The sequence below is a fragment of the Spirillospora sp. NPDC048819 genome (assembly GCF_040650055.1).
GTDB lineage: Bacteria > Actinomycetota > Actinomycetes > Streptosporangiales > Streptosporangiaceae > Spirillospora.
This window is the reverse complement of sequence record NZ_JBEZGN010000049.1, coordinates 44,877-56,767: the sequence shown is the minus strand read 5'-3', so window position 1 is coordinate 56,767 and position 11,891 is coordinate 44,877. Positions and strand designations below refer to the sequence as shown.

Sequence of the window (11,891 nt, the reverse complement as noted above, 5' to 3'; positions counted from 1 at the left end):
TGGTCTCAACACACCCACACGATCACAGCGGTGGCCGTCTCACGTCCCGGCCTCCATCAGACCGAGATCTCCAAATGCGGCTGGAGTACTAGGCGGTCAGGGTCGGCCCGATCAGTTCCCAGCGGGCGTCGGACAAGGCCGCTGGGGTAGCGGGGGCGCCGCTGGGGTAGCGGGGGCGATCGGTCTTGATGCAGCCGTAACACCGGGTGGGTGCTCTGGTGGCTGTCGGCGGTGTGGGCGAGCCGGATACCAGGGAACGCCGATGCCTGCCGGCTTGCTGCGAACTGTGGCGAACCGGTTCGCTGGCCTCCCAGGCAGACCAACTCGGCATCGGTCAGCAGCCGGGGCCGGCCCCGGCGCACAGGCGTCGCCCGCGATGGCAGGACGTGGTCATCGAGATGGACATGGAGTGCGATCAAAAGGGCGTCCAGGTCTGTCTTCACACACTGATCACGGGCGCCCTTCGCCATGCCCGCGCCCGGTTCAGCAATATCCCATCAACGATCTGGGCCGTCTGCCAGGGCGTGTTGCGTTTCGGCAGGTCAGGCACGGGAGCCGAGGTGCCGGGTCAGTGGTTTCATGCGTGTGCAAGGGGGTGTGGCGGGCGGCCGAGGGGTGTTCGCGGTGGGCGCGTCGGCGGGGGCGACCCGTGGCTGACCGGGTTTGTCTCCGGCGTGGCGCGGGCACTGTGAGGGACTCGGTCTAGGACGGCGTCTGTTCCTGTCTGGCGATTTCGGCCCTGACGGCGATGAGGGCGCGGACCGCTCGGCTCAGGGGCGTGATGTCCGGCGGCATGTCGGCGTCGCGATCCAGGTAGGCGGAGCAGCGGAGAAGCCAGCCGCGCATGACGTCCTCGATCCTGGCCTCGGAGCGCCGGGTCTTGGTCAGGGCCATGTCGCGTTTCTCTTCTGCGACCTGCCGCACCAGGGCTTCGTCCGCTCGGAGTGCCTGGACGTCGGCGAGCGCGTACCGGCCGAGCCGGTCCGTGGCGAGTTCGCGTTCACCGGCGATCCGGTCGAACGTCCTGCGCGGCCAGTTGAGGATCGTCGCGGCGCCACCGGGGTCGACGGTGTCGATGAGCGGGCCCTTCCGGGCGGAGACGACCGCTCGGACGGAGCCCGGGTCGAGCCGGTCCAGGTCGCGCAGGAGGTAGACCGGGTGCCCGCGGAAGCTGCTGATGACGTTGAGGTCTCCTTGAGCGACCAGGACCTCGACGTCCCGCCGCTCGACGTCGAGTCCCACACGCGCGGCCAGCCTCGCGGCCGCCCTGGTGGATCCGACCGGCGGTTCGTCGCCGAATCTGGCGATGACCTGCTCGCCGCGCCCCTCGGCCTCCCCGGCGAGCCTCGCCGACCATCGTTCTCCGTCGAGGTCGGGTCCGGGCAGCATTCCGTACTCCAGGCCGACGCGCATCTGCCATCGGGCGAGCCCGAGAAGGCCGGCGAACTGGTGGGCTCCGTACTGGCCACGGGTGATCTGCACAGGCATTTCCATGCCCTTCTTTCCAGGTTCGGACGTTGACGCGACAAGCCTCTCGGATAGACCGCGCCGTTAATACCAGAACGCTGTTCTGTGGAAAACCCGCGGAATTTTCGGACCTATTGGTCACTTCAGGCAGATGGTCGTCTCGGAGGTGAGGCGGGGCATGCCAGGCTGAAGGAATGAACTCGATACAGCGGCTGGGGATCGGGCTTGCTGCGCTTGGGCGGCCCGCATACATCAACGTGGGCCGGGCCGACGAGTTGCCGCCCGACCGCAGCGTCGAGGAGATGCGCCAGGCGACGTGGGACGTCCTCGACGCGGCCTATGCGGCCGGCGTCCGGTGGATGGACGCGGCGCGGTCGTACGGCCGGTCGGAGGAGTTCCTCGGCGGCTGGCTCACCGCGCGCGACCCGGAAGGTGTGACGGTATCGAGCAAATGGGGATACACCTACGTCGGTGACTGGAAGATCGATGCGCCTGTGCACGAGATCAAGGAGCATGGTCTGGACCGCTACCGGACCCAGTATGCGGAGTCCCTCGGCTTTCTCAACGGACATCTCTCGGTCTATCAGGTGCACTCGCTGACTGAAGAGAGTCCCCTGTTCCAGGACGTCCGGCTACAGGAAGCCCTTGCGGAAGCGGCCGCCGACGGCGTCCGCGTGGGCTTCTCTACGTCCGGCCCACGGCAGGCCGACACGATTCGCCGGGCGTTGGAACTGGAGGTGTCCGGACGACGGCTCTTCAGGACCGTCCAATCGACGTGGAACATTCTGGAGACCTCCGCCGGGGAGGCTCTGCGGGAGGCGCGGGACGCCGGGCTGCATGTGCTGCTCAAGGAAGTACTGGCCAACGGGAAGCTCGCGGTGCGGCCGCCCATGGCCGCGTCCACACTCGCGTCCGAGAAAGGTGTAGGGCCGGACGCGCTGGCCCTTGCGGCGGCCCTCAGCCGGCCATGGGCGGACACCGTCCTGATGGGTGCGGTCAGTCCGGCGCAACTGGAGGCCAACCTGGTTGTGAAGGAGGTCGACCTCAGTGAGGACGAATTGGAGGTGCTGTCCGGCTTGAGCGTTCCGGCGGACGGCTACTGGGCCGAACGGAGCGCGCTCCCCTGGACGTGATGCGCTCCCGGTCGGACGGAACACCCGGATCGTGGCACGATTGAGCGCGCCCACCATGATCGGATCCCGTTGCCCATGCAGTCAGACCTTCCCCAGATGATCGGCCCGTACCGCGTGGTCGCCCGGCTCGGGGCCGGCGGAATGGGCGAGGTGTTCCTCGGGGCGTCGCAGAGCAGACGGCTGGTCGCCGTGAAGGTCATCCGGCCGGAGTTGCTGGGCGATCCCAGGTGGAGGGCGAGGTTCCGCCGCGAGGTGACGTCCGCGCAGTCGGTCAGCGGCTTCTACACCGCGCCCGTCGTCGATGCAGATCCGGACGCGGACCAGCCGTGGCTGGCGACGCAGTACATCCGCGGTGTCAGTCTTTCCAAGGTCGTCCAGGAGAAGGGGCCGCTCCGGGAGCGGACCGCATGCCGGCTGGGCGCCGGGCTCGCCGAGGCGCTGATCGCGATCCATCGGGCGGGGATCGTCCACAGGGACCTCAAGCCGTCGAACGTCCTGCTCGCCTCGGACGGGCCGAGAGTGATCGATTTCGGCATCGCGCGGCCGCTGGACGCCCTGCCCCTGTCGCGTACGGAGATCCTGGGAACGCCCGCGTACATGTCGCCGGAGCAGGCGCTCGGGGATCCGGTCCATCCGGAGAGCGACGTGTTCTCCCTCGCCTCGACCCTCGTGTTCGCGGCAACCGGCGCGGCGCCGTTCGGGACCGACCGCAAGGTGCGCGGACGCATCGTCTACGGCGAACCAGACCTGACCCTGTTGCCCGCCCCCATGCGCGGGCTGGTGGCACGGTGCCTCGTCAAGGACCCCAAGGAACGGCCCACGCCGGAGCATGTCCTCGTCGCCCTGTCAACGCTGCTGGACGCGCACTACGGCGAGGAGTGGCCGCCGGTCGATGTCGAGCAGTTGATCAGCGTCCAGGACCGGACGCTGGTCGAGATCACGGCCGAGCTTCCGACCCTCCGGCAGCCGCCCCCATGAGACCACCCCGTGGGCCCGCCTGCCGCGTGGCTGCGATCCCATGGGCTCAGGGCAGATCCTCGGCGAGCGCGTCCCAGAAGGCGGTCTCGTACGCATGCAGAAGGCGGGCGGCACGCACGGCCTCCTCGGGATCGTCCCCGGATTCGAGGCCGGAGGCGATGACCGCCAGGGCTTGTTCCTCGAAACCGGGCGGCGATTCGGCGAAGAAGGCGAAGAACCCAACGGACTCCTCGCTGAAGCCGTAGTGCGTGCGGAGCGCCTGCGCGGTTCGCGAGCAGTACTCGCCCCACTCCTCCAGATTGGCCAGCATCGCCAGGGCGACCTCAGCGGCCGTCCCGAAGGCCGCCCTCTGCGCGAGGTAGGCCGGATAGGCCTGGGCGAACGGCTTCGGCTCATACGCCCTGAGATACTTCTCACTCTCACCGAGCGCGGCGGCGAAGTCGCCGAGGAGTTTCAGCGCCTGCCCCTCCCCCTGCGCGAGGCCGAGAAAGAGCTCACCGGCGGGCGATTCGGGAAAGCGCGCAGCCAGCAGGGCGAAACTCCGCCGATCGCTTCCGACGATCCGGTACTCCTCCCCCGCAAGCCAGACCAGGCGTTCCCTGGGCATCTCGCCTGATTCGAGCACATCGATGAAACGGTTCGCGGTCGCCGCGTCCACGATGTCCCGGCGAGCGCGCGCGGCGAGTTCGGCGGCGCCCCCGGTGTCGGGCGGGGCGGTGCTGTGATCGGTCATGAACCCACCGGAACACTCGCGCCGGTCCACGTCAACGCGGAGGGCACGGATTGGCGCGTGTGATCACGTGGATACGATGAAGAACGGGACGATCGGAACGTCTACGCAGGTGTGGACGCAGTTGGGAGTGAGCGAGCATGTCGGATTTCGAGCTTGGCCACGCGGGCGGCCGGATGCCACTTGAGGTGACCGAGTCGACGGAGGGCCCCTCGGGCCTCGGCGTGGGCAGCCTCCTCAAGGAGACGGGCCATGTCACGCTCGATCCCGGCTTCACCAACACCGCGTCCACCACGTCGGCGATCACCTACATCGACGGTGAGGCGGGCATCCTGCGCTACCGCGGGTACCCGATCGAGGAGCTGGCGGAGAAATCGTCCTTCCTCGAGGTCGCCTACCTGCTGATCTATGGCGAGCTCCCGCCACCCGACCGGCTGGCCGAGTTCACCGACAACGTCCGCAACCACACGCTGCTGGACGAGAAGTTCCGTGCGTTCTTCTCCGCGTTCCCGCGCAAGGCGCACCCGATGGCGGTGCTGTCGTCGGCCGTCAGCGCCCTGTCGACCTTCTACCAGGACAGCCTCGACCCCTTCGATCCCGAGCAGGTCGACCAGTCCAGCATCCGGCTCATAGCCAAGCTGCCCACCATCGCGGCGTACGCGTACAAGACCTCCAACGGTCAGCCGCTGCTCTACCCCGACAACTCCCTCGGGTACGTGGAGAACTTCCTGCGCATGACGTTCGGCCTGCCGACGCAGCCGTACGAGATCGACCCCGAGATCATGCGCGTGCTGGACATGCTGTTCATCCTGCACGCCGACCACGAGCAGAACTGTTCCACCTCGACGGTGCGTCTTGTGGGGTCCAGCCAGGCGAACCTGTTCTCGTCGGTATCGGCGGGGGTCGACGCCCTGTTCGGCCCGCTGCACGGCGGCGCCAACCAGGCCGTCCTGGAGATGCTGGAAGGAATCCACAAGGACGGCAACGACATCGAGTCGTTCGTACGCCGCGTCAAGAACAAGGAGCCCGGCGTCAAGCTGATGGGCTTCGGGCACCGGGTGTACCGCAACTACGACCCGCGCGCCGCGGTCGTGAAGAAGGCGACGGGCAAGGTCCTCGACGCGCTCGGCAAGTCCGACCCGCTGCTCGACCTCGCCATGCGCCTCGAAGAGGTCGCGCTGAGCGACGACTACTTCGTCGAGCGGAAGCTCTACCCGAACGTGGACTTCTACACCGGCGTCATCTACAAGGCGATGGGCTTCCCGGCCAACATGTTCACCGTCCTGTTCGCGCTGGGCCGCCTGCCGGGCTGGATCGCCCAGTGGCGCGAGATGCTGGACGACTCGTCGACCAAAATCGGTCGTCCGCGCCAGGTTTATGTGGGGCCGGGCGAGCGCCACTATGTGGAACCGTCCGCCCGCTGACGGGCGCCGTTTCACGCCTTCCTTCCTGGGACGCGCCGTTCGAACGGCTCCGCGCACAGCGGGCGGGTTTCCGCGCCCGCCCGCCATTCATCGCGTTTCACCGGCCGCCGGGTTAGCCTGGCGACGGCGATTCCCGATGGAAGGCGGCTCCCACCCATGCCCTCCCTTGTCGAGAAGGACCTGTCGAGCCTGGAGTTCTGGGCCAAGCCGCAAGCCGAGCGAGACGATTTGTTCGCCGCGCTCCGGGGCGCGGGGGAACGGGTCTTCTGCCCCTTGCCAGGCGAACCCGGGTTCTACGCTCTAACCCGTTACGACGAGGTCGCCGAGGCGAGCCGCAACCCCGAGGTGTTCAGTTCCGAGCCCACCGCCGTCAGCCCCGTCGACCCGCCGCCCCAGATCATCGACTACACCGGCTCCATGATCAGTATCGACGATCCGCGGCATGCCAGGCTCCGGCGGATCGTCTCCCGCTCCTTCACCCCGCGCCTCGTCGAACGGGTCGCGGGCGACGTGGCCGTCCTGGCGCGCCGCATCGTGGACGACCTGGCCGAGCGGGGACCGTGCGACTTCGTCCGGCACGCCGCCATGCCGATGCCCCTCCAGATCATCTGCTCCATGATGGGCATCCCGGACTCGGCGCACGACGAGGTGATCGACGCCACGAACCTCATCCTGGCCGTCGGCGACCCGGACTACGTCAGCCCGGACGGCAGGGATCGGCCGACGGTCCTCGCCGAGAAGTTCTCCTACCTGCACGCCCTCATGGCCGACCTCAGCCGTGTGCGCCGTGACAGGCCCGCCGACGACCTCGTCACCGCGCTGACGCACGCGAACGTGGACGGCGAAGCCCTCGATGACCGCGAACTGGGCCGCTTCTTCTCGCTGCTCGTCGTGGCCGGCAACGAGACGACGCGCAACGCTCTGTCGCATGCGCTCGTCCTGCTCACCGAACACCCCGGCCAGCGGGGCCTGCTCCAGGCGGACTTGGAGGGACGGCTACCGGGCGCCGTCGAGGAGACCGTCCGCTACGCCACGCCTGTGACGTGGATGCGCCGAACCCTGACTCGCGACTACGAACTCCAGGGCCACGTCTACCGGTCCGGCGACCGGGTGATCCTCTACTACAACTCGGCCAACCGGGACGAAAGCGTCTTCAACGATCCGTACACGTTCGACATCACGCGCTCCCCCAATCCGCACGTCGGTTTCGGTGCTCCCGGCCCGCATTTCTGCCTCGGCGCCCACCTCGCCCGGCGCGAGGTGACGGTACTGCTCCGCGAGCTGTACACGCGTCTTCCGGATCTCCATGCCACGTCGGCGCCGGTCCGGCAGCGCACCAGTTTCATCAACGGGATCACCTCCGTCCCCTGCGCCTTCTGATCACCCATAAACGCGACATTCACCGCCTTTTCGGCCCCCTTTATCCACAGAATTCAGTTCTACTTATTTTCCCGTGCCGCCTCCTGGATGCTGAACGGCACCAACCCTTCCGAGGGCCCGAGGAGGCTGCAATGCCCGTCACCATCACGGTTCCCGGCGAGACGACCGCCGGCTTCGTCGTCGCCGCCGACAGAGACCCCGGCGACCTGACGAAGGCGATCCTGCAACGGCTCCCCGGCCCGTTCGCGGCAGCGGTGACCCTGCGCATCGGGACGCCCGGCCTCGTCACGGCCTGCCATAGGGCCGCGGACTCGCCCTGGGACCTGAGCGAGGTGACCGGCGCCGACCACGAGGACGCGGAGCGGGCCCGGCAGGCCACCCGGCACATCGGCGTCACATCCGTCCTGCCGGTCGGCGAACTCCCTTCGGGGCCGCACCTCGCGCGCGCGACCGCCAAGGCGATCGCCGAAGCGCTGTGCGGCGTGCCCGTCGACCTCGCCTCGAACCAGGCCCTGCCCGTCGTCCCCTTCGGACGCTTCGACGAGTTCGTCCTCGCCGACCACTGGATCGGCGCCGCACTGCCCTCCTCTCCGGACTCCGGCAGATGCCCGGCGGACGAGGACGCCATCGACGGCTGCGCCTGCGTCCACCTCACCACCCGCGGCCTGCGCCGGTTCGGGCTGCCGGAACTGGAGATCACCGACGTCGCCTGCCCGCACGACCTGGCCGCGCTCAACGTCCTCCGCACGACCGCGCAACGGCTACTGCCGCTGGGCAGGCACCCGGGCGAGCACACCCTGCCCACCGAGCTGACGCTGACGAGCCCCGACTTCTCCGCCTTCTGGGGACACAGCGACCCGATGTGGGACGACGGCCCCATCCCGGTACGCCTGACGGAGGTAGCGCACGACCGCCTGGGCATCCGCCCGCCGGCCGACTTCCCCGGCACCCTCAACGAATGGCTCTGGGACGAACTCCCGCCCATCCTCCACGAACTGCTCAGCTGCGACCCCGACCACACCACACGCCCCTGACCAGACCCGGGCCGCCGCCCGTCAGCGGCCACACGTCACGGCTCGCACGCCAGTCGCCCGGGGGTCCGGACTGCTACGCGCAGGTGCCGCGCTCGTGCCGGACCTCGGGCTGTGGCCGCAGTAGCGTCGGGGCCCATGGAGAGCGATCGAGTGCCCGGGGCGCTGGCGAAGGTGCTGGAGGACGTCGCGGCCGAGCGCGATGCCCAAGACCGGATGTGGGGTGTCCAGGAGTTCCCCGATGGGAGCGGGCCGGAGTTCACCGAGCGTGCCAAACAGGCCAAACGCGAATGCGCCGCCGCCTGGTCACGCGGGAGGCTGACGTGGCGGCACATCCTGGCGGAGGAGTTCTTCGAGGCCCTCGCCGAATCCGATCCCGGCGCCCTGCGGACGGAACTGGTCCAGACGGCGGCGGTCGCGGTGAAGTGGATCCAGTCTCTGGACCGGCGGCACGGCGCGACGGAGCATTCGGCCTCGGAGGCGGGCGGGCGGACCGAGAAGCTGGTCCGGGATCGCATCCCCGAGATCATGCGAGCGGCAGGGAGGCCGCCGGAGATCCGCGTCGCAGGCCCGCATGAGCATGGCCCGTTGCTGCGCGCCAAGCTCTACGAGGAGGCCGGGGAGTATGTCGCGAGTGGGGATCCCGCCGAGCTCGCCGATCTCTTGGAGGTCGTTCACGCCCTTGCGGCACTTCACGGAATCACGCCCGGCGAACTGGAGGAGCGGCGTTCGGCCAAGGCGGCCGAACGAGGGGGATTCTCGGACCGCCTCGTCCTGCGGGTCCGCGAGTGACGCCGGTCAGCGCCAGACTCGGCGGAGGGTCCATGGTCCGTTGACCGGGCCGATGACCTCGGCGATCGCGGGACCGTCCGGCGTGGCTACCTGGAGGCGGTAGAACCTCGCCTGGCCGGGCGCCTGCCACTCCTCGAGCACGCGGCGCACCCGGTAGCAGCCACGCGGCCCGGTGATCCGGGAAGGTCGGCCCGTGGGCGTGGTCTCCGCGGAGACGGGTTCATCGATCAGCACGGGACGACACACTAGCCCGAACACACGTTCGAGGAAAGCGGAACACGGTCAGGGGGTGGCCAAGGGGCGGGGGAAGCAGGTCAGGAACTGCGCGGCGAGACGGCCGTCGCCCTCCAGTCGGAGCTCGCCGGAGTTCCCGGGCTCTTCCAGCGGACGTCCACCGAACGCGAGGGTCCTGAACGTCCCGACGTCGGTGGTCAGCGTGGCATCGGCGTCAACCTGCGTCTCAGTGCGGGCGACGTGGAACCGTCCCGCATCGATCTCGGCCACGTAAAGGTCGTCCTCGAAACGGAGCGCCAGGCGGACGCTCAGGCCCGAGGCGGCGTCCGGGTCGAACGTCGTCTTGAGCGCGAACATCATCGCGTCGGCGCTCAACTCGCCGGTGCACGACGGATCGAGCGGGCTGCGGACGCCCCACTTCGCGAGGGCGAACAGGACCGGTTCGAGGTCCTGGCCGCGAGGGGTCAGCTCGTACACCGGGGCGCTCACCGGCGGCCCGAGCACGCGGTGCCGGACGATCCCGGATTCTTCGAGGTCGCGCAGACGCTGCGACAGGACGTTCTGGCTCATTCCGGCGAGCCCGCGGTGCAGCGCGGTGAACCTCTTCGGCCCGAGGAGCAGTTCGCGGACGACCAGGATCGCCCACCGTTCTCCGACCACGTCGAGCGCCCGCGCGATGCCGCACGGATCGCCGTACCTCCTGCGACCAGCCATGTCAGTATGGTACGAGATACTCCTAAATTAGGACTGGCCTCAACGGAACGAGCTGGGCGGCCGGTAGCACACGACCACAAGGACGGTGACCATGGCGACATACGCACTCATCCCTGGAGCAGGCGGCCAGGCCTGGTATTGGCATCGGCTCCTCCCGGAGCTGCGGGGGCGCGGCCACGACGTCGTGGCCGTAGATCTTCCGGCCGGCGACGACTCGGCCGGCCTGCAGGCCTACACAGACACCGTGGTCGAGGCGATCGGCGACCGGACGGAGGTCGTCCTCGTGGCCCAGTCCATGGGCGGCCTCACGGCCCCGCTCGTCTGCGATCGGATACCGGTGGATCTGCTCGTCATGCTCAACGCGATGGTCCCCGTCCCCGGCGAGTCAGGCGGCGCCTGGTGGGACAACACCGGCCAGGCGCAGGCCATGGCCGACTACGCGGCCCGCGAGGGGAGAACCGTTCCGGCCGAGTTCGACCCCAAGGAGAGCTTCTTCCACGACGTCCCCCCAGAAGTGACGGCCGAGGCGTTCTCCCAGGAAGAGCCGCCGCAGTCGGCGACGCCGTTCGCGGAGCCGTGGCCGCTCCAGGCCTGGCCCGGCACGCCCACGGTCTTCCTGCAGGGGCGGGACGACCGTTTCTTCCCACTCGAGTTCCAGCGCCGTGTCGTGCGCGAGCGGCTGGGCCTCCCGGTCGACGACATGCCCGGCGGGCATCTGGTGGCGCTCAGCAGGCCCAAGGAACTAGCCGAACGGCTGGAGGCATACCGGACCCGCCCGGCCTCCCGCTAACGCCCGCTCAGAATCCGAGACGGCAGGGGCCCACGCCGAGAAGGGACCGGGCGACGACACGCGCCCAGGCGAGGGCAGGCGCCCCGGGCGGGCGCTCAGGCGAGGCAGGCGCCCGGGCGAGGGCAGGCGCCCAAGCCAGGGCGAGGGCGAGGTGCACGGGCGAGGGCAAGGGCTCAGGCGAGGGCGAGGGCGAGGGCCAGGGCAGGCGCCCGGGCCAGGGCAGGCGCCCGGGCCAGGGCAGGCGCCCGGCGAGGGCGAGGACACGCGCTCGGGCCAGGGCGGGTGCTCGGGCCAGGGCAGGCGCTCGGGCCAGGGCGGGTGGTCGGGTGAGGGCGGGTGGTCGGGTGAGGGCGGGTGGTCGGGTGAGGGCGGGTGGTCGGGTGGCGGGTGTTATCGCCTGCCGGTTGGGCGACTGGCAGGACGACCGGGTGCTGCACGGGTCGTCGTAGCGGGCCTTGAGGTTTCCGAGATCCGTGTGCGCATGGTGCGCTTCCGCGGCGGGGTTCAGCCGGGTTTCGTGCGACGGCGATGGGCCTTCTGGCGGCAGGACGAGCTGCAGAAGCGGGCCGGACGGCCCGTGCGCGCGGGGGTGAGGGGCGTTGCGCACACCTCGCAGCGAGTTTCGTTACGCGACGATGTTTCGTTGCCTTTCGTTACAGGGCGCAGTCCGTCGCAGACCAGGGACGTCATGCGGCCGGGCGGGCCCACCGAGCGGCGGAGACGTTCCATGAGCATGGAGCCGACCAGGAGGGTCCGGACCTCCCGCACGTCCACGTCAGAGCGCACCGCTCCGGCGGCCTGTGCCCGCTGGAGCAGGACATCGAGGGCCAGCGTGAACTCCTGGTCCCGGTGGTCTTCGTCGAACGTCCCCACGTCCATGGCCAGCGCGTCGCAGATCGCGTGGTTGTACATCGCACGTTCGACCACCCACAACAGGAAGCCGTAGAAGGCGTCCGCCGGATCGTCCGCGTCTTCCAGGGCGCGGGCCTCATCCACGATGCGGTCGATGCGGTCGGCGACGACGGCCTTGAACAGGGCTTCCTTGGTGGGGAAGTTGCGGTAGACGGTTCCGGCTCCGACGCCGGCCCGGCGGGCGATGTCGTCGAGCGGGACGAGGTGGCCGTCGGCGGCGAACGCGTCGAACGCCGCCCGGAGGATGCGCTCGCGGTTCCGGCGGGCGTCGGCGCGCTGCGGCTGGCCGCTCACGGCGCCTCCTTC

At 69.4% G+C, this 11,891-nt stretch carries 12 protein-coding genes; 7 read left to right on the top strand and 5 right to left on the bottom strand.

What is annotated here, in order from left to right:
• Positions 1–702: 702 nt before the first annotated feature.
• Positions 703–1,488 (bottom strand): hypothetical protein, encoded by a 786-nt coding sequence (locus tag AB0C35_RS41055; RefSeq protein ID WP_358468311.1) that lies wholly within the window; start codon positions 1,486–1,488, stop codon positions 703–705.
• Positions 1,489–1,661: 173 nt separating this feature from the next.
• On the opposite strand from AB0C35_RS41055, the gene AB0C35_RS41050 reads away from it, so the two are divergent.
• Together AB0C35_RS41050 and AB0C35_RS41045 are read left to right on the top strand one after the other, a co-directional pair.
• Positions 1,662–2,600 carry an aldo/keto reductase gene (locus tag AB0C35_RS41050; RefSeq protein ID WP_358468309.1) on the top strand — a complete coding sequence of 313 codons (939 nt, stop codon included), beginning with the start codon at positions 1,662–1,664 and terminating at the stop codon, positions 2,598–2,600.
• A 75-nt stretch (positions 2,601–2,675) separates the two neighbouring features.
• Entirely contained in the window at positions 2,676–3,578 is a 903-nt protein-coding gene (locus AB0C35_RS41045; protein WP_358468306.1) for a serine/threonine-protein kinase, read from the top strand.
• A 46-nt stretch (positions 3,579–3,624) separates the two neighbouring features.
• Here the strand turns inward: AB0C35_RS41045 and AB0C35_RS41040 are convergent, their stop codons facing one another.
• Positions 3,625–4,341 carry a hypothetical protein gene (locus AB0C35_RS41040; RefSeq protein ID WP_358468303.1) on the bottom strand — a complete coding sequence of 239 codons (717 nt, stop codon included), beginning with the start codon at positions 4,339–4,341 and terminating at the stop codon, positions 3,625–3,627.
• Positions 4,342–4,448: 107 nt separating this feature from the next.
• Here AB0C35_RS41040 and AB0C35_RS41035 point away from each other — a divergent pair, with 107 nt between their 5' ends.
• The 4 genes from AB0C35_RS41035 (at position 4,449) to AB0C35_RS41020 (ending at position 8,935) form a co-directional block, all read left to right on the top strand.
• Positions 4,449–5,732, top strand: a complete 1,284-nt coding sequence (locus AB0C35_RS41035) for a citrate synthase (protein ID WP_358468300.1) — start codon at positions 4,449–4,451, stop codon at positions 5,730–5,732.
• A 156-nt stretch (positions 5,733–5,888) separates the two neighbouring features.
• Complete coding sequence (locus AB0C35_RS41030) at positions 5,889–7,112, top strand: cytochrome P450 (RefSeq protein WP_358468297.1); 1,224 nt, start codon at positions 5,889–5,891, stop codon at positions 7,110–7,112.
• A 131-nt stretch (positions 7,113–7,243) separates the two neighbouring features.
• Entirely contained in the window at positions 7,244–8,146 is a 903-nt protein-coding gene (locus tag AB0C35_RS41025; protein ID WP_358468294.1) for a hypothetical protein, read from the top strand.
• A gap of 135 nt (positions 8,147–8,281) precedes the next feature.
• Positions 8,282–8,935 (top strand): nucleoside triphosphate pyrophosphohydrolase, encoded by a 654-nt coding sequence (locus AB0C35_RS41020; RefSeq protein ID WP_358468291.1) that lies wholly within the window; start codon positions 8,282–8,284, stop codon positions 8,933–8,935.
• Between the two features lie 6 nt (positions 8,936–8,941).
• Here AB0C35_RS41020 and AB0C35_RS41015 read toward each other — a convergent pair whose 3' ends face one another.
• Both AB0C35_RS41015 and AB0C35_RS41010 read right to left on the bottom strand, forming a co-directional pair.
• Positions 8,942–9,169, bottom strand: a complete 228-nt coding sequence (locus AB0C35_RS41015; protein WP_358468289.1) for a hypothetical protein — start codon at positions 9,167–9,169, stop codon at positions 8,942–8,944.
• Positions 9,170–9,217: 48 nt separating this feature from the next.
• Positions 9,218–9,883, bottom strand: coding sequence for a winged helix-turn-helix transcriptional regulator (locus AB0C35_RS41010; RefSeq protein ID WP_358468285.1), 666 nt, complete (start codon positions 9,881–9,883; stop codon positions 9,218–9,220).
• 91 nt (positions 9,884–9,974) lie between these two features.
• On the opposite strand from AB0C35_RS41010, the gene AB0C35_RS41005 reads away from it, so the two are divergent.
• Positions 9,975–10,673 (top strand): alpha/beta hydrolase, encoded by a 699-nt coding sequence (locus tag AB0C35_RS41005; RefSeq protein ID WP_358468282.1) that lies wholly within the window; start codon positions 9,975–9,977, stop codon positions 10,671–10,673.
• A gap of 504 nt (positions 10,674–11,177) precedes the next feature.
• Here AB0C35_RS41005 and AB0C35_RS41000 read toward each other — a convergent pair.
• Positions 11,178–11,879, bottom strand: coding sequence for a TetR/AcrR family transcriptional regulator (locus tag AB0C35_RS41000; protein WP_358468279.1), 702 nt, complete (start codon positions 11,877–11,879; stop codon positions 11,178–11,180).
• Between the last annotated feature and the right edge of the window lie 12 nt (positions 11,880–11,891).

What these genes read in the sequence shown, in the direction of transcription:
- AB0C35_RS41055 (WP_358468311.1), bottom strand. Translation starts at nt 1,488, where the DNA reads ATGCCTGTGCAGATCACCCGTGGCCAGTACGGAGCCCACCAGTTCGCC.
- AB0C35_RS41050 (WP_358468309.1), top strand. Translation starts at nt 1,662, where the DNA reads ATGAACTCGATACAGCGGCTGGGGATCGGGCTTGCTGCGCTTGGGCGG.
- AB0C35_RS41045 (WP_358468306.1), top strand. Translation starts at nt 2,676, where the DNA reads ATGCAGTCAGACCTTCCCCAGATGATCGGCCCGTACCGCGTGGTCGCC.
- AB0C35_RS41035 (WP_358468300.1), top strand. Translation starts at nt 4,449, where the DNA reads ATGTCGGATTTCGAGCTTGGCCACGCGGGCGGCCGGATGCCACTTGAG.
- AB0C35_RS41030 (WP_358468297.1), top strand. Translation starts at nt 5,889, where the DNA reads ATGCCCTCCCTTGTCGAGAAGGACCTGTCGAGCCTGGAGTTCTGGGCC.
- AB0C35_RS41025 (WP_358468294.1), top strand. Translation starts at nt 7,244, where the DNA reads ATGCCCGTCACCATCACGGTTCCCGGCGAGACGACCGCCGGCTTCGTC.
- AB0C35_RS41020 (WP_358468291.1), top strand. Translation starts at nt 8,282, where the DNA reads ATGGAGAGCGATCGAGTGCCCGGGGCGCTGGCGAAGGTGCTGGAGGAC.
- AB0C35_RS41010 (WP_358468285.1), bottom strand. Translation starts at nt 9,883, where the DNA reads ATGGCTGGTCGCAGGAGGTACGGCGATCCGTGCGGCATCGCGCGGGCG.
- AB0C35_RS41005 (WP_358468282.1), top strand. Translation starts at nt 9,975, where the DNA reads ATGGCGACATACGCACTCATCCCTGGAGCAGGCGGCCAGGCCTGGTAT.